This window comes from Endozoicomonas sp. PH6C, assembly GCF_059322965.1.
This window is the reverse complement of sequence record NZ_CP185342.1, coordinates 6,382,999-6,403,075: the sequence shown is the minus strand read 5'-3', so window position 1 is coordinate 6,403,075 and position 20,077 is coordinate 6,382,999. Positions and strand designations below refer to the sequence as shown.

The 20,077-nt window shown below is 45.5% G+C and carries 21 protein-coding genes; 14 read left to right on the top strand and 7 right to left on the bottom strand.

Features of this window, described 5'->3' with window-relative positions:
- The first annotated feature begins 21 nt into the window (after positions 1–21).
- The 6 genes from ACOMG9_RS22540 (at position 22) to ACOMG9_RS22515 (ending at position 4,726) form a co-directional block, all read left to right on the top strand.
- Entirely contained in the window at positions 22–168 is a 147-nt protein-coding gene (locus tag ACOMG9_RS22540; RefSeq protein WP_422135684.1) for a hypothetical protein, read from the top strand.
- 149 nt (positions 169–317) lie between these two features.
- Positions 318–737: a 30S ribosomal protein S6 gene (gene rpsF / locus ACOMG9_RS22535; RefSeq protein WP_422135683.1), complete on the top strand. Its 420-nt coding sequence runs from the start codon at positions 318–320 to the stop codon at positions 735–737.
- A gap of 94 nt (positions 738–831) precedes the next feature.
- Positions 832–1,056: a 30S ribosomal protein S18 gene (gene rpsR / locus ACOMG9_RS22530; protein ID WP_034835335.1), complete on the top strand. Its 225-nt coding sequence runs from the start codon at positions 832–834 to the stop codon at positions 1,054–1,056.
- 36 nt (positions 1,057–1,092) lie between these two features.
- The gene (locus ACOMG9_RS22525) at positions 1,093–1,965 is read left to right on the top strand and encodes a YybS family protein (protein WP_422139152.1); all 873 of its coding nucleotides are present in this window, start codon (positions 1,093–1,095) and stop codon (positions 1,963–1,965) included.
- Positions 1,966–1,996: 31 nt separating this feature from the next.
- On the top strand, positions 1,997–2,443 hold the full coding sequence (gene rplI, locus ACOMG9_RS22520; RefSeq protein ID WP_317144724.1) for a 50S ribosomal protein L9: 447 nt from the start codon (positions 1,997–1,999) through the stop codon (positions 2,441–2,443).
- Between the two features lie 228 nt (positions 2,444–2,671).
- The gene (locus tag ACOMG9_RS22515; RefSeq protein WP_494529458.1) at positions 2,672–4,726 is read left to right on the top strand and encodes a PhoX family protein; all 2,055 of its coding nucleotides are present in this window, start codon (positions 2,672–2,674) and stop codon (positions 4,724–4,726) included.
- A gap of 130 nt (positions 4,727–4,856) precedes the next feature.
- Here the strand turns inward: ACOMG9_RS22515 and ACOMG9_RS22510 are convergent, their stop codons facing one another.
- From ACOMG9_RS22510 to tatA, 4 genes are all read right to left on the bottom strand, one after another.
- Positions 4,857–6,095 carry an ATP-binding protein gene (locus ACOMG9_RS22510; protein WP_448218578.1) on the bottom strand — a complete coding sequence of 413 codons (1,239 nt, stop codon included), beginning with the start codon at positions 6,093–6,095 and terminating at the stop codon, positions 4,857–4,859.
- A gap of 263 nt (positions 6,096–6,358) precedes the next feature.
- On the bottom strand, positions 6,359–7,105 hold the full coding sequence (gene tatC / locus ACOMG9_RS22505) for a twin-arginine translocase subunit TatC (protein WP_422135679.1): 747 nt from the start codon (positions 7,103–7,105) through the stop codon (positions 6,359–6,361).
- Positions 7,106–7,139: 34 nt separating this feature from the next.
- Positions 7,140–7,433: a Sec-independent protein translocase protein TatB gene (gene tatB / locus ACOMG9_RS22500; RefSeq protein ID WP_422139151.1), complete on the bottom strand. Its 294-nt coding sequence runs from the start codon at positions 7,431–7,433 to the stop codon at positions 7,140–7,142.
- A gap of 10 nt (positions 7,434–7,443) precedes the next feature.
- Positions 7,444–7,665, bottom strand: a complete 222-nt coding sequence (gene tatA, locus ACOMG9_RS22495) for a twin-arginine translocase TatA/TatE family subunit (RefSeq protein ID WP_422135677.1) — start codon at positions 7,663–7,665, stop codon at positions 7,444–7,446.
- Positions 7,666–8,173: 508 nt separating this feature from the next.
- Between tatA and ACOMG9_RS22490 the strand changes: the two genes are divergently transcribed.
- The 6 genes from ACOMG9_RS22490 (at position 8,174) to ACOMG9_RS22465 (ending at position 13,869) form a co-directional block, all read left to right on the top strand.
- On the top strand, positions 8,174–8,620 hold the full coding sequence (locus ACOMG9_RS22490; RefSeq protein ID WP_448218675.1) for an IS607 family transposase: 447 nt from the start codon (positions 8,174–8,176) through the stop codon (positions 8,618–8,620).
- Positions 8,532–9,746 carry an RNA-guided endonuclease InsQ/TnpB family protein gene (locus ACOMG9_RS22485; protein ID WP_448218674.1) on the top strand — a complete coding sequence of 405 codons (1,215 nt, stop codon included), beginning with the start codon at positions 8,532–8,534 and terminating at the stop codon, positions 9,744–9,746. Before ACOMG9_RS22490 ends, ACOMG9_RS22485 begins: the two co-directional genes overlap by 89 nt.
- 113 nt (positions 9,747–9,859) lie before the next feature.
- Positions 9,860–11,263 (top strand): replicative DNA helicase, encoded by a 1,404-nt coding sequence (gene dnaB / locus ACOMG9_RS22480; protein WP_317144729.1) that lies wholly within the window; start codon positions 9,860–9,862, stop codon positions 11,261–11,263.
- A gap of 108 nt (positions 11,264–11,371) precedes the next feature.
- On the top strand, positions 11,372–12,607 hold the full coding sequence (locus tag ACOMG9_RS22475) for an RNA-binding domain-containing protein (RefSeq protein ID WP_448218576.1): 1,236 nt from the start codon (positions 11,372–11,374) through the stop codon (positions 12,605–12,607).
- A gap of 55 nt (positions 12,608–12,662) precedes the next feature.
- Complete coding sequence (locus ACOMG9_RS22470; RefSeq protein ID WP_448218575.1) at positions 12,663–13,229, top strand: DnaB-like helicase C-terminal domain-containing protein; 567 nt, start codon at positions 12,663–12,665, stop codon at positions 13,227–13,229.
- A 136-nt stretch (positions 13,230–13,365) separates the two neighbouring features.
- A complete protein-coding gene (locus tag ACOMG9_RS22465) occupies positions 13,366–13,869 on the top strand; it encodes a DUF29 domain-containing protein (protein WP_422413221.1) in 504 nt (167 codons plus the stop codon).
- Positions 13,870–14,073: 204 nt separating this feature from the next.
- Here ACOMG9_RS22465 and ACOMG9_RS22460 read toward each other — a convergent pair whose 3' ends face one another.
- From ACOMG9_RS22460 to ACOMG9_RS22450, 3 genes are all read right to left on the bottom strand, one after another.
- Positions 14,074–15,126: an RING finger protein gene (locus ACOMG9_RS22460; protein ID WP_448218573.1), complete on the bottom strand. Its 1,053-nt coding sequence runs from the start codon at positions 15,124–15,126 to the stop codon at positions 14,074–14,076.
- Positions 15,127–15,509: 383 nt separating this feature from the next.
- The gene (locus ACOMG9_RS22455; RefSeq protein ID WP_448218572.1) at positions 15,510–16,388 is read right to left on the bottom strand and encodes a protein kinase family protein; all 879 of its coding nucleotides are present in this window, start codon (positions 16,386–16,388) and stop codon (positions 15,510–15,512) included.
- Positions 16,389–16,554: 166 nt separating this feature from the next.
- Positions 16,555–16,953, bottom strand: coding sequence for a hypothetical protein (locus ACOMG9_RS22450; protein ID WP_422139147.1), 399 nt, complete (start codon positions 16,951–16,953; stop codon positions 16,555–16,557).
- A 387-nt stretch (positions 16,954–17,340) separates the two neighbouring features.
- Here ACOMG9_RS22450 and ACOMG9_RS22445 point away from each other — a divergent pair, with 387 nt between their 5' ends.
- Both ACOMG9_RS22445 and ACOMG9_RS22440 read left to right on the top strand, forming a co-directional pair.
- The gene (locus ACOMG9_RS22445) at positions 17,341–18,255 is read left to right on the top strand and encodes a hypothetical protein (protein ID WP_494529457.1); all 915 of its coding nucleotides are present in this window, start codon (positions 17,341–17,343) and stop codon (positions 18,253–18,255) included.
- A gap of 372 nt (positions 18,256–18,627) precedes the next feature.
- A complete protein-coding gene (locus tag ACOMG9_RS22440; RefSeq protein WP_448218569.1) occupies positions 18,628–20,052 on the top strand; it encodes a Fic family protein in 1,425 nt (474 codons plus the stop codon).
- Positions 20,053–20,077: the final 25 nt, after the last annotated feature.

The following is a 20,077-nucleotide window of genomic DNA, read 5'->3' as shown; positions in this document are numbered from 1 at the left end:
GAGTAAAGTTGTTGAGAGAAAGTGGCGGGACTGACCGATATCGTAGAAGGTCTGTCGATCTATCTCAATAAAAAGCAGCGTCAGGCAGTAGATTCCCGGATTCTCATGCGTTTTAACGTCGGCCGCCATCGGTTTATAATTCTTGCAACCATGGTCACACTTCTCTAAAATCCTCCGCTCTTTGTAAGCTGGGCGTGGTGTGCAGGCATCTTTCAGGTGACTGTCATCTCCGATCCATCTCCTTGCCTTACTGCTCTGTGAATGGAACCTGTGTTTCACTCAGTGTGGGAGGCTGTTTAACCCGTAAGGAGCAAATAATGCGTCATTACGAGATTGTTTTTCTGGTACATCCTGACCAGAGCGAGCAAGTACCAGGCATGATAGAGCGTTATACACGCGCTATCAGCGAAAACGGCGGTCAGGTACACCGTCTTGAAGATTGGGGCCGTCGTCAGCTGGCTTATCCAATCAACAAGATCCACAAGGCTCACTACGTTCTGATGAATATCGAGTGCAGCAATGAGATCCTGGACGAACTGACAGATAACTTCCGTTATAACGACGCAGTTATCCGTAACATGGTGATCCGTCGTGATGAGGCCGTTTCCGAGCCATCCATCATGATGCAGGCTGAAGAGAAACGTGAACGCCGTGACGATCGTCGTGAAGATCGTCGTGAAGAGCGTCGTGAAGAAGCTGCTGAAGCTCCGGAAGCTGCTGAAGAAGCTGCCGAGTAAGTCGTCCTTGATACTGCTTTAGCTCAAGGCTGTTTCAGCCCAGGCTGGCAGGATTAAGAACATCACCATTTGTTGAATTCAAGGAGACGTTGCAATGGCACGTTTTTTCCGCCGCAGAAAGTTCTGCCGTTTCACCGCTGAGGGCGTGAAAGAGATTGATTACAAAGATCTGAACACCCTGAAAGCTTATGTTTCTGAAACTGGCAAGATTGTACCAAGCCGTATCACCGGTACCAAAGCCCGTTATCAGCGTCAGCTGGCGACAGCTATCAAGCGTGCGCGTTACATCGCACTGCTGCCATATACTGATCGTCACTGATCAGTCGGCAAACTCTGGAACTGAAGGTATTGCTTGATGCGTAAACTGGCGGAACTGGCAATGAAAAGCCCGAAACATTCCTTGTTTCTGGCGGTCATATTTGCCTGTATTCCCATGCTTTTCTGGTTGAGTGCGGCTATTGTATCTCTGGTGATACTGCGTCGCGGCATTGACCACGGACTGAAAGTCCTGATTTGGGCTTTGTTACCCGGAATAGCCTGGGCCGCCTTTGGTCAGTACAGCGTATTGATCGGGTTGGCAACCACAGCGTTGCTGGCTTGCGTCCTGCGCCAGACTGTCTCATGGCCGAAAACCCTGTTGGCTGTTGTGCCGCTGGGAGGCCTCGTGGCTTTTGCCATGTACCAGATATCACCGCAGATGATCAGCGTCATGGCTGGCACTGTGATGGAGTTTCTGAAAAAGAGTCTCCAGGGCAGTAGCAGTCTAGAGGCTCTGCAACCGGGTGAACGTCTGAGACAGGTCCTGGAGTACGGCGTAGCGGGTGCTCTGGCCTGGGTGCACATACTGTTTTGTGTCCTGGCTTTGATGCTGGCGCGCTCCTGGCAGGCCGATCTCTATAACCCCGGAGGATTCGGTGAAGAATTCCGCAAGGTGCGGTTACCCGCAGCTGTCGGGGTAGGTCTACTGACCATCACTTTGATGGGGTCGGCACTGTCACCTGTGATGACTGCCCTGGTACCCATCGCATCGTTGCCACTGTTTATTGCAGGTCTGGCGCTGGTCCATGGGCTGGTAAAACTGCGTCAACGGGGCAGCTTCTGGTTGATTGGACTGTATATGCTGTTGATCACCCTTACGCAACTGGCATACCCGGTTATTGTTTTGACTGCTTGTCTTGACAGTCTGTTTGATTTTCGCAACCGCGTGAGTAAGCAGATTCAGGGCTGACAGGCACTAGGTATAAGGTAAGAGGCTAGCGATGGACGTTATCCTGCTTGAGAGAGTTGCCAACCTTGGCAACCTGGGCGACAAGGTAACCGTTAAAGCCGGTTACGGTCGTAACTTTCTGATTCCTTTCAGCAAGGCTGTGCCTGCTACCAAGGAAAATGTTGAAGCTTTTGAAGCTCGTCGCGCCGAGCTGGAAAAGGCTGCTAACGAAAAGCTGGCTGCTGCCCAAAAGCGCGCAGCTGAAATGGCTGAAATCGAACTGACCCTGACCGCCAAAGCGGGCGACGAAGGCAAGCTGTTCGGTTCTATCGGCTCACGTGATCTGGCTGAAGCCATCACTGGTGCTGGCGTTGAAGTAGCCAAGAGCGAAATTCGCATGGGCGAAGGTCCCATTCGCGCTACTGGCGAATACGACATCGCCATCCAGCTGCACACCGACGTTGCAGCGACTATCAAGGTATTCGTTGAAGCTGAATAAGTTCGGTTGTAACCACGCCTGATAGAAAAATACCCGTGGGCTTAGGTCCACGGGTATTTTTTTATGTGCCTTTTGTCCTGCCTCTTCATTCGCCGTCATTTCAGTCAAAAGATTGTTTTAAATCTGTCATCTTAAATACATTTCACTGTAATTCTTGTGTCGTTTAATGAGCCTGCTTTAGAGGATATTACACAACAAATAAAGCTGGCTTGAACGAGTAGATATTACATGAGCAAATATACTTTTGATCCGACGGTGTATAACTCCAGTGATAACAGGCCGATCTCGGCAGTGCTGGAAAAAGAACTCTCCCGCCGCGGTGTTCTGAAACGTGGGGGTGCGCTGGCAGCATTTAGTGCACTGGCCAGCTTTGGTTTAACGGGCTGTAACGATGACGACTCTGACGATGTTTTTTCATCAGAGCTCTCTCTTGGCTTTGACTCTATTTCCGGCTCCAAGACCGATGCTGTGTCTGTACCTGCTGGCTACTCCGCTCAGGTTCTGGCGCCGTGGGGAACGCCACTGAATGATTTAGCGGCAGAGTGGAAAGATGATGGCACCAACAGTTCCACCGATCAGGCGAATGCTACTGGCATGATGCATGATGGGATGCATTTCTTCCCCCTTGAAGGCAGCAGTACTGAAGGTCTGTTGTGTATAAACCATGAGTTTATTGATCAGACGCGACTGCATCCGAATGGGGCAACTGACAATAATGGTGTACGTCCTGCTGAGGAAGTTCGCAAAGAAATTAACGCTCATGGTGTTTCAGTGGTTCACATCAAACTGACTGATGGCGTCTGGGATGTGGTTAAAAACAGCAACTACAACAAGCGTTACACTGCAGGCTCTGAAATGGATCTGACCGGGCCGGTGGCAGACAGTGATCTGCTGATTACCAAATACACGGATGAAAAAGGGAATAAAGCCCTTGCCCGGGGCACCAACAATAACTGTGGTAATGGTCACACTCCCTGGGGGACTTATCTGACCTGTGAAGAAAACTGGCCTGGCTATTTTACCCGTTCCGATGACCCGTCTAACTGGACTGAAGAACAATTACGTCTGGGTATCAGTTCCAGGGGGACCCGTTATGATTGGGATACTGTTCTATCTTCTGACGAAAACGAAACCGGCGAGTTTGCCCGTTTTGATGTAACTCCGGGCTCCGGAGATGAGACTGAGGATTTCCGTAACGAAGCTAATGGTCACGGATACATTGTAGAAATAGACCCCTATAATCCACAGGCTAAAGCGATTAAACGGACGGCTCTGGGTCGCTTCCGTCACGAAGACTGCTCATTTGGCAAACTGGAAGAAGGTCAGCCCGTTGTTTTCTATTCTGGCCATGACAGCCGGTTTGAGTACATCTACAAGTTTGTTTCCAAAGAGCTCTGGGACGCGGCAGATGCTGACTCTGAAGATCGTCTCGCCACCGGTGCAAAGTACATGGATGAAGGTACTTTGTATGCCGCTCGCTTTGATGAGGAAGGTCAGGGTGTGTGGTTGCCCCTGACTCCCGATGCCACCACTAAAGACGGTGGAAGGTTAGGTGATATCTCAGGATTCACGACTCAGGCTGAAATTATCCTGAACACGCCGGGTGCAGCTGATCTGGTAGGCGCTACCCCCATGGACCGCCCCGAATGGACTGCGGTAGATCCGAAAACCGGCTCTGTTTATGTGACACTGACAAACAACACTGATCGTGATAACCAGGACGGCAATTCTGATACCGACACCAACGTGGCCAACCCTCGTGAAGGAAATGAGTATGGCCATATTATTCGCTGGAATGAAGGGGCTGATCCAAGCCAGTTTACCTGGGAGTTCTTCCTGTTCGGCTCTTTTGCATCTGAAAGTGCCCTGGTGAATCTCTCTGGATTGAATGAAGCCAATGAATTTGGCAGCCCGGATGGTCTGGCCTTTGATGACCGTGGTTTGTTGTGGATTCAGACAGACGGTGGTGTCAATGAAAACACCAATGACCAGATGCTGGCCATTATTCCATCTGAGCTAAGCAGTACTAGTACTGAGGACTTGTTAGCCGTTAACGCCGACAACCAGGAGCAACTGAAGCGTTTCTTTGTCGGGCCAAATGGTTGTGAGGTGACTGGTCTGGCGTTTACACCGGATCACCAGAGCTTCTTCCTGAATATTCAGCATCCATCGAACTGGCCTGCCGCCGGGTCAACCGATGCAAAGGATGAAAGTGGTGCGAACAGGGCGCGTTCTGCCACGGTGGTTGTTATGAAAGACGGTGGTGGTGAAGTGGGGGTTTAATAGCCGTCACCTGACTGCCAATTTGACAAAGCCGATGATTGGAATGCTCATCGGCTTTTTTTTGTGAAAAACATTTTGTTATGTCGTTTTCCATTGGCTGGTGGCGGAACAAAACCAGCTGATCAGGTACTTATATATCATTGCGCCAGAGCCAATCCAGTGGCACCGCCATGCAGTTTTTTGTCTTGAGTGGCAGTGCATTGTTACCACAATAAATCAATACGCCACCTTTAAAGTGTTTGTCGGCCTGGTCAGCAAGTCGCCTTAAGCCTTCTCCGTCTTTTTCCTGAATACTGATAGCTTTTTTAATTTCTATACCGTAGATATCACGATTGTGTTCGATGACCAGGTCTACCTCCACCTGATCTTTATCCCGGTAATAACTGAGGTGGACAGGGTCATCCAGCCATTCGGTCAGAGCTCTTATCTGCTGTATTACAAAACTCTCCAGAATGGGACCGAAGGGGGTCGAATAGTGCTGCCATTCTTCAGCTTTCAGTCGATTCAGCCTGCTTGCCAACCCACTGTCTGCGATATGAATTTTAGGTGCTTTTATCAGGCGTTTGGCAGCATTATTATGCCATGCTGGCAAACGGTAGAAGAGAAACAGGTGTTCCAGAATACCGATGTATTTATCGGTGGTCTCGCGTCGTATTTTCAGGTCAGTGGCGATACTACTGGTATTGAGCAGATTGCCAGTACGAAGAGATAGCAGCTCAGCCAGCTTCAGCATTTCATCTTCGTCACGGATGTTGGCAATATCCCGAATATCATTTTGAATAATGGTCTGAAGATACTGATTAAACCATTGTCCTGCACGATGGGGTGTGCGGGTGTTGGGCTCAGGAAAGCCGCCCCGACAAACCCGTTCAGCGATACCATGAATTTCTTTTTGCTCACCTTTGATAGAGGCAGACAGGGCTTGTGTGAAGAGTCGTTGTAAAAAGACGGGAGGAGTTGATTCTTTTTCCGCTTCTGTCAGTGGATGCAGATGCAAAATTTCAATACGCCCAGCAAGCGATTCTTTGACTCTGGGCAATAACATCAAGTTGGCTGAGCCTGTCAGCAGAAAGCGGCCAGGTTTGCGATTGCGATCAACTTCAGCCTTGATGGCAAAGAGCAGCTCTGGAACCCGTTGGACTTCATCCAATGTCACGTATTCAGGCAGGTTCTGTACAAATCCAGCTGGGTCGTCTTTGGCGGCTTGCAATACAGAAGCATCATCAAAGGTCAGGTAAACTCGCTCAGAGTAAAGCTTCCGACAAAGAGTTGATTTGCCCACCTGACGAGCCCCGAGCAGGCAGACTACAGGAGTATCCTGCAAGGCCTCTTCTATTTTTGGTTGTAAGTAGCGTGGGAAATTTGGCATCAGAAGGTGTTTCAAGTTTCGGCTAATTGTCTATTACTCTAGCGTCTATTTGACGGTTTATAAAGCGTCTAATTGCCTATTTAGCTTCCGGCCAAATGTCGGTTTATTTCTTTTTCTACTTTTTTATATATTAAAAACAAGTAGTTATATCGGTCTTTTGGTAGCTTAAGTATATGGCTTTTTGCAGGCCGAAAATGGCCTGCTATCGCTTTAAATCTTGCCAGGCTTTCCCGATAAATACGGACCTTGGCGCAGGGTCGTTCTCAAGAAGACTTTTTCATAAAAGGCGTCATCCTGGCAAACAAAAGTCCAAGTTCAAACAACATCCACATAGGTCCAGCCAGCAGGCTCTGGGAGATAACGTCGGGTGGTGTCAGAAGCATACCGATCACAAAACAGCCCACCACGATATAAGGACGTTTCCTGGAGAGGGATTCAACGGTGCTCATGCCAGACCAGATCAGTAACAGCGTTGCGACAGGGATTTCGAAGGCCAGCCCGAAGGCAAAAAACAGTTTAAGAATAAAGTTCAGGTAGCTGCTGATGTCGGTCATCATGGTGACCGTTTCAGGCCCGGTCGTGGTAAAGAAACCAAAGATCAGTGGGAACACCACAAAATAGGCAAAAGCGACACCGGTATAAAAGAGTATGACGCTGGTTATGAGTAATGGAATGGCCAGATGCTTTTCATTCTTGTACAGGCCGGGAGCAATAAATCCCCAGACCTGATGGAGAATAAAGGGAATGGCCATAAACAGGGAGAGCACAAGACTGAGTTTAAACGGAGCAAAGAAAGGGGAGGCTACATCGGTGGCTATCATACTGGTGCCTTCGGGCATTAGCAGGCGCAGAGGCTCGGAAACCAGCTCGTAAATGTCATTGGAAAAGTAAAACAGCCCGACAAAGAACAGCAGGGTAATCACCATACTTTTCAGCACACGAGTACGTAACTCAAGCAGATGCTGAATCAGGGGTTGTTCCGATTGAACCGTTGGGGTTTCAGTCTTCATAAATGTCTCGGCAGGCATCAAATAGAGGCAGTGTTCAGGCTGCCTTTATTTTGGAATCGGATGGTTTGGAGAGGTTTTCAGTAGCTACGGTTGCTTCCTGTTTTAGAGATCGAACCTGTTGATTCAGCTCCTCCAGCTGAAGATCCTGCTTGATCTCATCGACCTTTAGCTCTCTATTGACCGTTTCTCTTATAGTGCTGGCGCTGCTGCGCAGATAGTTGATCCACTGCAGACTGGTTTTTATCGCGTAAGGCAAGCGCTCAGGCCCCAGAATCACCAGGGCGAGCACTGAGATAACCAGCAGTTCGGCAAAGCCAATATCAAACACGCTGAAGTCCTCAGGCTTTGTTATGACTCAGTTCCCTGCTCTTTTCGGTGTCCTGGCTATTGCCCGCAGGGATTTCTGCTGAACTTGAGTCATCGCTGATGCTCTTCTTGAAGCCCTTGATCGCTCCACCCAGGTCACTGCCAAGACCCTTAAGTCGTTTGGTGCCAAACAGCATGACAAGGATCAAAAGTACGATTAACAGTTGCCAGATACTGATACCGCCAAGGCCCATAGTGATTCTTCCTTTATGATTCTTTGAAAATGGTCACTATAGCGTTTCATTATGGAGAAATTATGACAAGTCCCTGACTGTTCTGGACACTTGGGATTCACCCTCAATCAAATCGAATGCTTCAGCAGTCAAATAAAATTGCAACAATCGCAAAATCAATTACGCTAGCAGCCTGTCGGACTTAAGCGTCCGTAGCGAGGATTGCAAGAAATTGAGGATAAAAATCTCTGTTTCTGAGGAGAATAGCGAGCTATTTGACGAAGAAACAGGGATTTTTAGACCAATTTATTGCAACCGCAGTAGGACAGTCTTAAGTCCGACAGGCTGCTAGACACAAGATAAGTCATTAAAAAGTGAATTTATCTTGTGGGTTTCAGCTACAAAGCTCGCCAAGATTGAAGGCGTAACCAGCCAAACTATAAGGCGCAAGATCGAAAGCGGTCACTACGAAAAAGTGAAGCAAACCAGTGGTGGTCACTTCCGCATATTCATTAGCCAGTAAAGGAAGATATGCTATGCAAGAGTCAGTTCTGGAAAGCAAAAATCCAGCATCGACACGCAAAAGCATATCTTACTCCAAAAACATCCTGACGCAGAATTTATCAGCGACATTGCCAGTGCTTTCAACTTTAAGCGAAAAGGACTGCAAACCATTCTGGAATCACCGGTGTGCGGAAATCCAACCCATATTGTGGTTGCCACAAAAGATCGCCCCACAAAAGATCGCCTTGCCCGATCAGGGTTTGGACTCATCAAATGGCTTGTTGAATTATCGGGAGGACACATCGAGGTTTTGGATGACCCGGATAACGCCAGTGAGTCATTCGACACCCAAGAGCTTATCGGTTTCATTACCTCATTCTGCAATAGCCACTACGGGAAGCGATCTGCTAAAAGACGCAAAGGACGCAAAGATAGTAGCGTCAAAAAAGATCAGGTTTTACCCAGAGAATGAGCAAGCCTATCACGATGCCCTGATACTCTATCGCAGGTCGTACAACCTTGCTGTTGAGCGTTTCCGCAACGATGACTATAAAGATGCCAGCGGAAAATTCATCAACATGCGACCTGCCATTAAAGCTCAAGTGAAGCAAGAGCAAAAAGAAAGTGGCAGGGCTTATAACTCGCTTGTTTCTGATAATGGAACACTGGCGGCAGCGGCTACATTCAAAGCGGTCTGCAAGCACAACAAGAAGCTCAAGGGAGCTAAAGAGGGCTTTGCAGAAATCAGTTTCAAAAGCCGCAAAGGTAGCAGGCACTCATTCTCTATTGACCGTTTGCCAAAGGGATTAAATCCCTGCGTACAGGCTCTTGGCAAGATTCACCTGACAGAAGATGTGCCAGCAGAAGCGATTGGCAAGTCTTGTGTCATAACCTACGACAAAGGTCGCTGGTTCATTCAGGTTCAACAACATATTGAACTAAATCCCGAAATCCAAGGGAAGGTTAGATGCGTTGGAGTTGACCCCGGAGTTCGCACCTTTGCCACTTGCTACAGCGAAAAAGAGGCGTTGATAGCGGGTAATAACGTTGCAAAAACAAAGCTGTTCCCACTGATGAAGCAAGTGGACAGCTTGATCAGTCAAAAGCAAAAAATCCTGAACACGCAGAAGGGCGTTGAGTTCCCCGATATGCCCCAGTGGGCAAGAGATCGGATTATTCATTTCAACAGGGAAATTGACCGGCTGAAATGCAAAAAGGATGACATTGTTCTTGATCTGCATAACCGGCTGGCGTTCGAGTTGGTGTCGAAGTACGACGTTGTATTTTTGCCAACCTTTGAGACAAGAGGTATGGTCACACGCAAAGATAAGAAGGTTCGCACCATTCGCCGTAACACCTGCCGCCAGATGCTTGACCTCAATCACTACCCATTCAAAAAGCGGCTTAAGTGGTACGCAAAAAAGTATGGAAAGCATGTGGTTGATTGCAACGAAGCCTATACATCCAAGACTCGATCATGGAACGGTACCATTGACGAAAAATTAGGTTCTTCCAAAATTATTAAGGGTGAGGGCTTCACCGTTGATCGTGATATCAACGGTGCCAGAAATGTCTTTCTTAAGTGTTTGACAAGGTAGCTTGAACCTTAGCCATAACAGCGAGCGTTGCGCTCGTTGCGGTTTTAATCAAGAGTTTAGTCACCCATCAAGTTGCTGTATTCTGTAAGCTCCGATTTTGGTATTCATGAATCATGCTGGAAGCACTGCCCCAAGAAAGCGAACTGCCCATTGATGAAGCAACCGTAAGCCTGAAGACCCCTCCTCATTCCATTGAGGCGGAGCAGTCTGTGCTCGGTGGCCTGCTGCTGGATAATGAAGCCTGGGATAAAGTGGCCGACAAGATCACGGCTGACGACTTTTATCATCCCCGTCACAAAATTATTTTCTCGTCGATGGCTAAATCGGCGAATGAGACGCTTCCCTTTGACCCCCTGACACTGGCCGCCACCCTGGAGAATCAGGACGAACTGGAACAGGCCGGTGGTATGGTGTACATCACCGAGCTGGTGGCCAATGTTGCCGGTATTGCCAATATTGAGGCTTACGCCGGCATCATTCAGGAGCGTTCTGTTTTCAGAAAGGTGATCAATGCCAGTCAGAAGATGGCTGAAAGCGCCTACAATCCGGAAGGTCGGGACAGCCAGACAGTACTGGATGAAGCTGAACGACTGGTTTTCAACATCGCTGAAGAGCGCCCCAAAACCGGTGGCCCGGTGGGTGTTCGGGAAATCCTGGACAACACGGTTCAGAAAATTGATGAGCTTTTTAACGCTGGTGATGCCATCACCGGTATCACCACAGGCTTTAGTGATCTGGACAATATGACCTCGGGTATGCAGCCGTCGGATATGATTATTGTTGCTGCCAGGCCGTCGATGGGAAAAACGACGTTCGCGATGAACCTGGTCGAAAACGCCCTGCTAAATACCGAAAAAGTCGTCATGGTCTTCAGCCTCGAAATGCCCTCTGAGCAGCTGATGATGCGTATGTTGTCCTCTCTGGGCCGAATCAATCAGGGCAAAGTGCGTTCCGGTAAGCTGGAAGAAGACGACTGGCCGAAGCTGGTGTCAGCGGTGGAGAAAATCAAGGACAAAAAACTGTTTATTGATGACACCGCAGGCATCAGTCCTTCAGAAATGCGTTCCCGTATCCGTCGTGTAGTTCGTGAACATGGTGACATGGCCATGATTATGATTGACTATCTGCAGCTGATGCAGATTCCCGGTTTCAGCGAAGGTCGTACCAACGAAATTTCGGAAATTTCCCGATCCCTGAAAGCCATCGCCAAGGAGTTTAACGTACCGGTGATTGCGCTGTCTCAGCTTAACCGGTCTTTGGAGCAACGCCCCAACAAGCGTCCGGTCAACTCCGACCTCCGTGAATCCGGAGCGATTGAGCAGGATGCCGACGTCATCATGTTTATCTACCGTGACGAGGTCTATAACCCGGATACCGAGTTTAAGGGTATTGGTGAGATCATCATTGGTAAGCAGCGTAACGGCCCTATCGGTTCAGTAAGATTGGCCTTTATTGGTCAGTACACCCGGTTTGAGAATCTTGCCCCCGATGCTTATGTCAACTTTGATGATGAATAAGCAGGAAGTTATAGGTGTCGAACCTGTTCAGAAATTTGCGACTGATATTCTCGAAGGAGGAAAGGTTGCCTTTAATCAACGTCGTAAAAAGTACGGATTTAATTGAATATGCGCAAATCAGAGCTACTGGAAATTATTGCCAATGGCGAAAACTCAGGCGTTGAATTCAAGCGAGATGATATTCGTCCTGAGCAGCTTGCTGAAGAAGTAGTAGCGATGGCTAACCTCAAAGGAGGTATGCTGCTACTGGGTGTGGAAGATGACGGCTCCATTAGCGGTATAGCACGAGACAGACTAGAAGAATGGGTGATGAACGCTATTGCAGATAAAGTTCATCCCATGTTACTGCCTTACTACGAAGAAGTTCAGCTTGATTCTGATAACCGTGTTGCTGTGGTCAGCTTTACGGAAGGGGTATCAAAACCCTATGTGTTAAGGCATAAAGGCCGTGAAGATGTCTTTATTCGGGTTGGTTCAACATCCAGAAGAGCCACAAGAGAGCAACAGGCAAGATTGTTTGCCAGCGGCGGAATGCTCCATACCGAAGCTTTGCCTGTAGCAGGCTCCAGCTATAACTCTCTGGATCATGAACGACTGTCTGATTATCTGAAAAATGTTCTCGCAGACCCTGATATTCCCCAGAATAAGTCTTCATGGGTTAATCGGTTAATTGGATTAGGGTTTATGGCTGAGGGTATCAGCTCTCCAGTTTGTACTGTTGCGGGTATGGTATTGTTTGGTACTTCCCCCAGACGTTATTTGAGGCAGTCCGGAATCAGGGTAGTTGCGTTTGATGGAGAAGATAAAACCTATCAATCGAAGATTGACAAGATATTGGATTTTCCATTGGTTGGACTCTGGAAAGAAGATGAAGCGGGTGAGCGTCGTTTGTCAGAGATGCACTTTGGGCTTATTGAGAGGCTCGTTGATCTGATTGAACCCTATATCAGCGAAGAGTCTGGAGAAATAGACAGTCACTTTCGCAGGGAAAGGCGCTGGTACTACCCTAAAGCAGCTGTAAGGGAACTGGTTATTAACGCTCTTGCGCACAGGGACTGGACCCGGTCTGTCGATATTGAAATAGGTATCTATAATGACCGTCTGGAATTAATCAGCCCCGGCACTTTACAGAATTCTATGACCATCGAAAAAATGTTGGCGGGTCAGCGCTCTCCGAGAAATCCTATTGTAGTTGAGGTTCTCAGGGATTACGGCTATGTCGATGCCAGGGGAATGGGTGTGCGAACTAAAATCGTACCTCTCCTGAAACAATATAACGGGAACGAGCCGCACTTTGAACTAACGGAAGACTACCTCAAGACAACCTTCTACAAGAAAAAGTAGGAAAAAGTAAGAGGAAGGAAAATCTGCGACATATTGTTGGGCAGTAAGCGCTCATTTGAGGACGCTGCCCGTTTTTGGCAGGGAAAAGCTTTCTGAACACGAAATTAAGACTCTGGCTCACAGCTGTTTTATTGATGACACCGCAGGCATCAGTCCTTCAGAAATGCGTTCCCGTATCCGTCGTGTGGTTCGTGAGCATGGTGACATGGCCATGATTATGATCGACTATCTGCAGCTGATGCAGATTCCCGGTTTCAGCGAAGGTCGTACCAACGAAATTTCGGAAATTTCCCGATCCCTGAAAGCCATCGCCAAGGAGTTCAACGTACCGGTGATTGCGCTGTCTCAGCTTAACCGGTCTCTGGAGCAACGCCCCAACAAGCGTCCGGTCAACTCCGACCTCCGTGAATCCGGAGCGATTGAGCAGGATGCCGACGTCATCATGTTTATCTACCGTGACGAGGTCTATAACCCGGATACCGAGTTTAAGGGTATTGGTGAGATCATCATTGGTAAGCAGCGTAACGGCCCTATCGGTTCAGTAAGATTGGCCTTTATTGGCCAGTACACCCGGTTTGAGAATCTTGCCCCCGATGCTTATGTCAATTTTGATGATGAATAAGCAGGAAGTTATTAACGCTCTTGCGTGCAGAGACTGGACCCGGTCTGTCGATATTGAAAAAGGCATCTGTGCTTTGGTAATTCATTTTGATTCCCTTCTGTTAATTGCCTACAGTGTTAGGGCAATGGAGGTATTTATGGAAAACTTGTATGACAAAGATTATCACCAATGGCTTACCCTACAGCGGGAGCTACTTGCTCAGCGACAGTTTGACCAGCTTGACATAGAGAATTTGATGGGGGAGCTGGAGTTGGGCATTAAGGACCATATTCGTGAGTTAAAAAATCGTTTAGCTACTTTGATAACTCATCTTCTGAAATGTGATTATCAAACAAGTGTATTAATAGGCACTGTAGCAACTGAAAGAGTACCAAGGGTATGGTTAATTACTATCAACAGATCAAGAAACAACATTAACAAACTTATTGCGGATAATCCTTGTCTAAAACCACAAATAGAAGATGTACTAAACAGTACATATCCTGACGGTAAAAAAGATGCGATTAAAGAAATGAATATTTATGTTAATAAAAATCAAAAGTTAAATGAAAATAGTTTCCCGGATCAGTGCCCGTGGTCTTACGAGCAAATAATGACTGAAGACTGGTATCCGCTAAATGGCGTCAATATCGACGACTGAAGGTTGGCTGCCGGAGGCTGACAATGACTGATTTATACAAAACCGACTACACCCAATGGCTGAGTCAATAGCGTGAACCTTCTACAAGAAAAAGTAGGAAAAAGTAAGAGGAAGGAAAATCTGCGACAAATTCTTGGGCATGTCGGTGAGGATATAAGGGGTTGGCTCACTGTGTATGCCACCCTTGCTACAAGCGTGAGGCATTTATATACCACATAATGGGCAGCTTCGAGGATGTTCTGCTCTCGCTTTACTTAAACACAGTGTGCAAAACCAGTGGTACACACAAGCTGATGCTCCCGGGTATTGGACTTGGTTTAAACAAATTGCACAACTTTCAGCCAAAAGATAAAAGCTTGCGTAGTCAACAAAATATGAAAACACGTAAGTAACAATTCCATAGCCAAAAGAATGACCTAAAATGTACAATGTATTCAACCAGCTCTTTTCTCTCTCGTTATCAGCTTCCAGAAAATGTAAGTTCAAGATGTAATCTTGCAACGCTGATTTAATATCAGGCTCATTGCTATGGTAAAGTTCAAAGTACCCATGCTGTAAATTACAAATATTTAACAGCTGGGTTTTTGCTCGTTTGTTACCCATATTGATAGTCATAAACTTACTGAGCCCTTCTCCCGTCACTACGTTTAGACTGTATTTTGATAAAATTTCAATTTGCAATAATTTCTCGGGATTCTTTAGCTCAATGCAAACATTTGTTAAAACAAACCTGTTAAGAACACTAACTGCTTTTTCTGCTTTTTCCTCTTTTTCTAAATTTTTATCTTTATTTGACATGCATGAAGTTTCAAACCACCAATCCCCTTTTTGGCCATATGTTGAATCTAAATGCATGAGGTTATGCTCTGATGATATGTTTTTTAAATCTATGCTTAACTTTAATTTTCCGTCAATAGAAACAGGGTAAATAATTGAATTGTTCAATATCTGAATACAGTCTGAATTATTTTCACTTTGCAATAATGTTTTATTCAGTAATTCAAATTCTAAAATGATGCCATAAGCATAATTACTTTTAATAATTTTTGGTTTCAGTGATCTGGAATTACGATCAAGATGTCTTGAAGCAAATATTCTATCAATCAGGTAGTCTTTCGTAAGAATTGTTGAAATTACTGACAACGTCGTAAGGTGAAAAGGCCTGATATTCTGATCGAATCCCAGATTATAGTGCTCCTTAAGCTGTAAGTAATTAATGGTTGTTATAACTGGGAGCAATACAGAATTAATTCTCACAATATTCTCTATGTGAATTTCTTCGAAATAAGCAAACAAAGTGCTTGAGTAAAAACATAGGCAAAAGGTAAGTAAACGCATTTTTATTTACTAAATCAAAAGTGTTCAGAGTATATAGCAAAGCCTAAAAAAAAATCCAGTCGACTGCCTTTGGCATTAGTCGGAAGAAGTGTGAAAGTTTTTTCTATTTTTCCAGTGGATGATTCACGAGCCAAAATCCACGCTAGCCTTGGCTGTGATCGGAGATAGCACTATTTTAGTTGCTCTATTCTCGTTCGAAATTCTATCAACATTGTCGCTGACGGCGGGGCTGCCAGGATAACAAATACAGGCAAAGGGTTGGCATGTTGTGTTCGCCACCCTTACTGCAAAGGTTACAGGTTCTAAAAAACAAGCTCGCTCCTGGGTGAAATTTTGTCTCGCATTTTTATAACTTGTTTTTGCTTAGACTCTTCATTAATGAAACTTCTGCTTAATAATTGTCGTGTTTCTAAAGGAAGCTGATCATGCCAGATATCAGGATCCTCAGATAAAGCTTTTGCATCAGACTCGTTGAAATCATCTGAGAAGCAAGCATCGTTAAACTTATAAGTTAACTCGTAATATTTATCGTTTAGAGCGCCACATTTTATTTTCAACTGTATTTTTGATAAAAATAGTGCAGCATTGATAAGGCGTGATGATGGAGGCTCATAAAAACGTGTTCCTTTTTTATGGACGCTATCAAAATCGATTAATTTTATTTTATTTTTCAGACAAATCATATTTTCAGGTTTGAAATCCCTTTGCGTAACACTTATCGACTCAAGATGATTTAAAATCTCAAGAACTTGGAAAATAATTTCATGAAATTGTGAAACTGATAATTTTGAGAAGTTTTCATCTAAAAATTGATAGAGGTTGCTTTTCCCTAATTCCATCACAATGTACATTTTGTCATCTTCTTCCAGAACGCCAAAGTATTCAACAATATTAGGGTGGGGATTGGCTATTAAGGTTTGTATCGTCTTTTTCTCATCAATAGCATTCTCCGCTTTCCAACCTATCAAAGGAATAACTTTTATGGCTATATCACATTTACGTTCAGTTACGCACTTTGACCGATACACATCACCGCATGCGCCACCATCAATTTTATCTTTAAACTCGAACATATGAGCTTTTGGTATACATCCCTGTGCAAAGCCATGAAAACACTTATCTTCACTTTTACTTTGTACATCAATTTTCATCCTTTTAGAGGCTAAGCCTGAAATATCCATATTAACTCCCTGATTTAATTCATCCCTGTGGCACAGACTCTGAAACTGGCGTCATGTTGCAATCAATAACGAATGCTACTAAAACATGAAAAACCATTTGAACCCAATAAACATATTGGATTCAAATGGCTGCGTAATAACAGGCGATTTGATAGGATTTCTAATGTCAGAACTCATCTTTTTTGGATGGTTTTAATGCGCAAGCTACCTTTTCTGCTGCATTTTCTCCATTATCCCTGTTGTATAAACGTGTTTTCATAACATCAGAACTAATATCAATTTTCATTACACGCCCAGCGAGATAATCAAAATATAATTCATGAGAAGCTCGCTTGCTTAATAGCTCTTTGGCTTGATCTACAGTCATTGGAGCAGGATCATAGTGGAGCATTCCCAATCCTTGAGGTTTAGCTCTATTATAAAGAGCTGCCAGTAGTTCAGCTTTATCAAGAGTGCTTATATTCACTCTATTATGAGCAAAAACTATATCGCAAGTTTCAGATACAGCCTCCGCACTAATTGCCAGTGTTGCCATCAATATCATTAGCGTAAATTTATTTTTCATGGACTCTAGACCCTTTTTGTGAAACCTTAAAAAAATTAGACAACACCCAGCCCAGAAGGTTCCAAATAAAAATGACCATCATCAAAGCAACCAAAGAAACAAGTCCATAGATCATGGTTGGAAGCTGGTTAAAGTTTCTGTCGCCAGATACGGCGGGTTTTCGATATAACAGGAGGTCTTTTGGTATTGCATGTTGGTTGTTTATGTCATTCTTGTTTAAAACCAGACAGAAACCATCAACATCATAGAATACACTCATCATAGGCGCAGGAGCCCTGTCAGCTATCTATAGTCTGCAACCGAAAGATGGTTAAATCGCCGGGGCTCTTGTCTTTTTTAAATCGAACTCAAGTTCAATGAGCGCATTGCTGAGAAAGGCCCGATAACATGAAGCAAGGTATTCGGTTAGTGTTAGTCCTGGTTACCATGATGCTTCCTTGTACAGGCTATTCCGGAGATGACAGATACGACGCTTACCTGCCTTTGACAGAATTAGCGCTCATGCAAATGTTCAAAACCTTTATAGGGGGGAGCTCCTCCAGAAGCCTTTTCAATCTTGAAGAGTTTTCATTATGGTCATTTAACAGGGATCACCATTCATCTGACGGATTTCTGGGAATTGACGAGCAGACTGTTGATGGTCAGCTGAGAGTGACCGCCAGGTTCCAAATTACTGCAGTGAATACTCCCCCTGATATGAGACTCCGACCATCAAATTTCATTGAAATGGGGGCCAGGAGTAAGGCTTACTTTACGTCTGTTTTGCAATTGTTGACTGAATATTTTCGGACGCACTTCAACACTGATAAAGTTTATTATCTGGGCCGAGCCAATCTTGGTCGTAATCAAGGATCAGCAGTAGTCGAAGGCCCTGATTATCATAATTATGATAGTGACTATGCTTTGGGTGGATTTAGTGACAGCAGTGATGATGAAGGAAAAGCTTCTGAAGAAGATACTGAAGCTGGAGCAAGCAAAAAAAAGTATAAATGTTATGACCATTCACATATTGATGTCTGTAGTTTATCTGAAACTCCTGAATATTGGGATGCTGAAATGATGATCAACATGAAAAAAGGCACTATCACTTACAAAGCCTTACTGCTTTATTCAGGTTTTCTCAGGCCTGCTTTTGGACCAGAACCAAGCAGCCCTAAACGAAATGATAGTGGTGAAGAATATCGTGAAATCGGAGATCTGATTGAACAGACACGTCAATGTATTGATCTATACAACGGCGGGCTCGATGAAGGGCTAAGCGAGTATCTGCCACATGAGCCAACCCCTCCGTCTCAGGATTGATGGCATCTTTTTTGATTCATGACTCTCAATAACCAGATGCTTTCGCCCGTTGCTGCCCGCAGCGGTGCGGCGTAACCAGGCGTTTTCGTCCCGCCAGAGCGTAAGCTTCAGACAACCACGAGATGTTGCTATCACAAGTTGGAAAAGGTGCTGCAAATTGGGTTTTGCGGGAGTGCTGACCTCGATGATATAGATGAAATTATCAAAGGCCATCCTCTGTATCACGAGCTTCATGGGAAAAATGTGGAAGTGGAAACCTAAACGTTAAGAACAGACAGCTCTTCTGTGTTAAATACAAGCGAGGTTAGGTTAAAGAACACAACCATGTAAGCGCAGAAAACTCTGCAATCGCGCCAAAGCGATGGCGCAATTATGGCGCAATTAGATACAATACGCCATAATCGCGCCAAAGAGCTTCAAAGTTGCATCACATTCATGAATACTCTCGATGATTTATACCAGGCTATCATGCAAGCCAACAAGCCAGTCTCTATCTCTGAACTGCTTGCTGCTCACCCAAATCTTACCCGCCGAACAACCCAGCGCTGGTTAAACAGTTTACTGGCCGAAAGCAAGATTACTGCTCTTGGTGAGGGACGGGGCAGGCAATATCAGGTATTTAGTCTATCTCAGGCAAATCAGGATAATGATCAATCTGACGAATTTCCTGCATTTATTCCACTGTCGCCAGACAGTAAGGATATTCTGTCTTATATAGAGCAACCTTTCGAAGCCCGACAACCCATTGGATACCAGCGAGAATTTCTGGACATATACCAGCCCAACAACACCTACTACTTATCAGCTCCCATACGCCATCAGCTCTGGCGCATGGGCGACACTAAGCAAACATCACAACCCGCTGGCACATACGGTCGTGCAATTCTGAACCGTTTCCTGATTGACTTATCCTGGGCATCCAGTCATCTGGAGGGTAATACCTACAGCCGTCTTGATACTGTCCGGCTTATAGAAGACGGTCATGCAGCTCAAGGAAAGGCAGCTATCGAGACACAGATGATTCTGAATCATAAAACAGCCATAGAGTTGCTGGTTGATAATGCAGAAACCGCTTCATACAACCGCTTTACCCTATTAAACCTTCACAGTTTACTGTCCGAAAACCTGTTACCTAACCCTGCCGATGAAGGCCGGATTCGACAGCATCAGGTAGAAATAGGTAAAAGTGTTTTCAGGCCACTGGCTGGCGAAGTCATTATCAGTGAACTGCTTGATATTCTGTTGCAAAAAGCCAGTCAGATTGAAGATCCGTTTGAGCAGTCTTTTTTCATGATGGTCCACCTGCCCTATCTGCAACCTTTTGCTGACGTGAACAAACGGACATCACGTCTGGCAGCTAACCTGCCATTAATCCGGGCCAATCTCTGCCCTCTTACTTTTCTGGATGTACCGGAACAAGCCTATAGCTGTGCGACTCTGGGCGTCTATGAAATGACCCGGATTGAATTGTTACGTGATCTCTATCTATGGGCTTATGAACGCTCAACGCAGGAATATCTGGCGATCAAACAACAACTGGCTGAGCCTGATCCCCTGCGACTTAAACATCGGGACTTGGTTAAAAAAACGGTTAAAGAAATAGTTCTCACTCCGGATTCCGATCCTGTAGATCTGATTAAAGCCCTGTTACCAGAAGAGATTGAAGAAGCCTCACGCTCAGATTTGTCATCGCTGATTATTGAAGAACTACGTCGTTTACACGAAGGTGTATTAGCCCGTTACGGTTTAAGACCATCCCAGTTTAAACACTGGCAGGAAGTACAAAAAGAAAGTTAAATTGATCAGCTGGCAAGGGCTGACC

What these genes read in the sequence shown, in the direction of transcription:
- ACOMG9_RS22525 (WP_422139152.1), top strand. Translation starts at nt 1,093, where the DNA reads ATGCGTAAACTGGCGGAACTGGCAATGAAAAGCCCGAAACATTCCTTG.
- ACOMG9_RS22450 (WP_422139147.1), bottom strand. Translation starts at nt 16,953, where the DNA reads ATGAAAAATAAATTTACGCTAATGATATTGATGGCAACACTGGCAATT.
- rpsR (WP_034835335.1), top strand. Translation starts at nt 832, where the DNA reads ATGGCACGTTTTTTCCGCCGCAGAAAGTTCTGCCGTTTCACCGCTGAG.
- ACOMG9_RS22510 (WP_448218578.1), bottom strand. Translation starts at nt 6,095, where the DNA reads ATGCCAAATTTCCCACGCTACTTACAACCAAAAATAGAAGAGGCCTTG.
- ACOMG9_RS22465 (WP_422413221.1), top strand. Translation starts at nt 13,366, where the DNA reads ATGGAAAACTTGTATGACAAAGATTATCACCAATGGCTTACCCTACAG.
- tatA (WP_422135677.1), bottom strand. Translation starts at nt 7,665, where the DNA reads ATGGGCCTTGGCGGTATCAGTATCTGGCAACTGTTAATCGTACTTTTG.
- ACOMG9_RS22475 (WP_448218576.1), top strand. Translation starts at nt 11,372, where the DNA reads ATGCGCAAATCAGAGCTACTGGAAATTATTGCCAATGGCGAAAACTCA.
- ACOMG9_RS22455 (WP_448218572.1), bottom strand. Translation starts at nt 16,388, where the DNA reads ATGGATATTTCAGGCTTAGCCTCTAAAAGGATGAAAATTGATGTACAA.
- rplI (WP_317144724.1), top strand. Translation starts at nt 1,997, where the DNA reads ATGGACGTTATCCTGCTTGAGAGAGTTGCCAACCTTGGCAACCTGGGC.
- tatC (WP_422135679.1), bottom strand. Translation starts at nt 7,105, where the DNA reads ATGAAGACTGAAACCCCAACGGTTCAATCGGAACAACCCCTGATTCAG.
- ACOMG9_RS22515 (WP_494529458.1), top strand. Translation starts at nt 2,672, where the DNA reads ATGAGCAAATATACTTTTGATCCGACGGTGTATAACTCCAGTGATAAC.
- rpsF (WP_422135683.1), top strand. Translation starts at nt 318, where the DNA reads ATGCGTCATTACGAGATTGTTTTTCTGGTACATCCTGACCAGAGCGAG.
- ACOMG9_RS22445 (WP_494529457.1), top strand. Translation starts at nt 17,341, where the DNA reads ATGAAGCAAGGTATTCGGTTAGTGTTAGTCCTGGTTACCATGATGCTT.
- dnaB (WP_317144729.1), top strand. Translation starts at nt 9,860, where the DNA reads ATGCTGGAAGCACTGCCCCAAGAAAGCGAACTGCCCATTGATGAAGCA.
- ACOMG9_RS22440 (WP_448218569.1), top strand. Translation starts at nt 18,628, where the DNA reads ATGGCGCAATTAGATACAATACGCCATAATCGCGCCAAAGAGCTTCAA.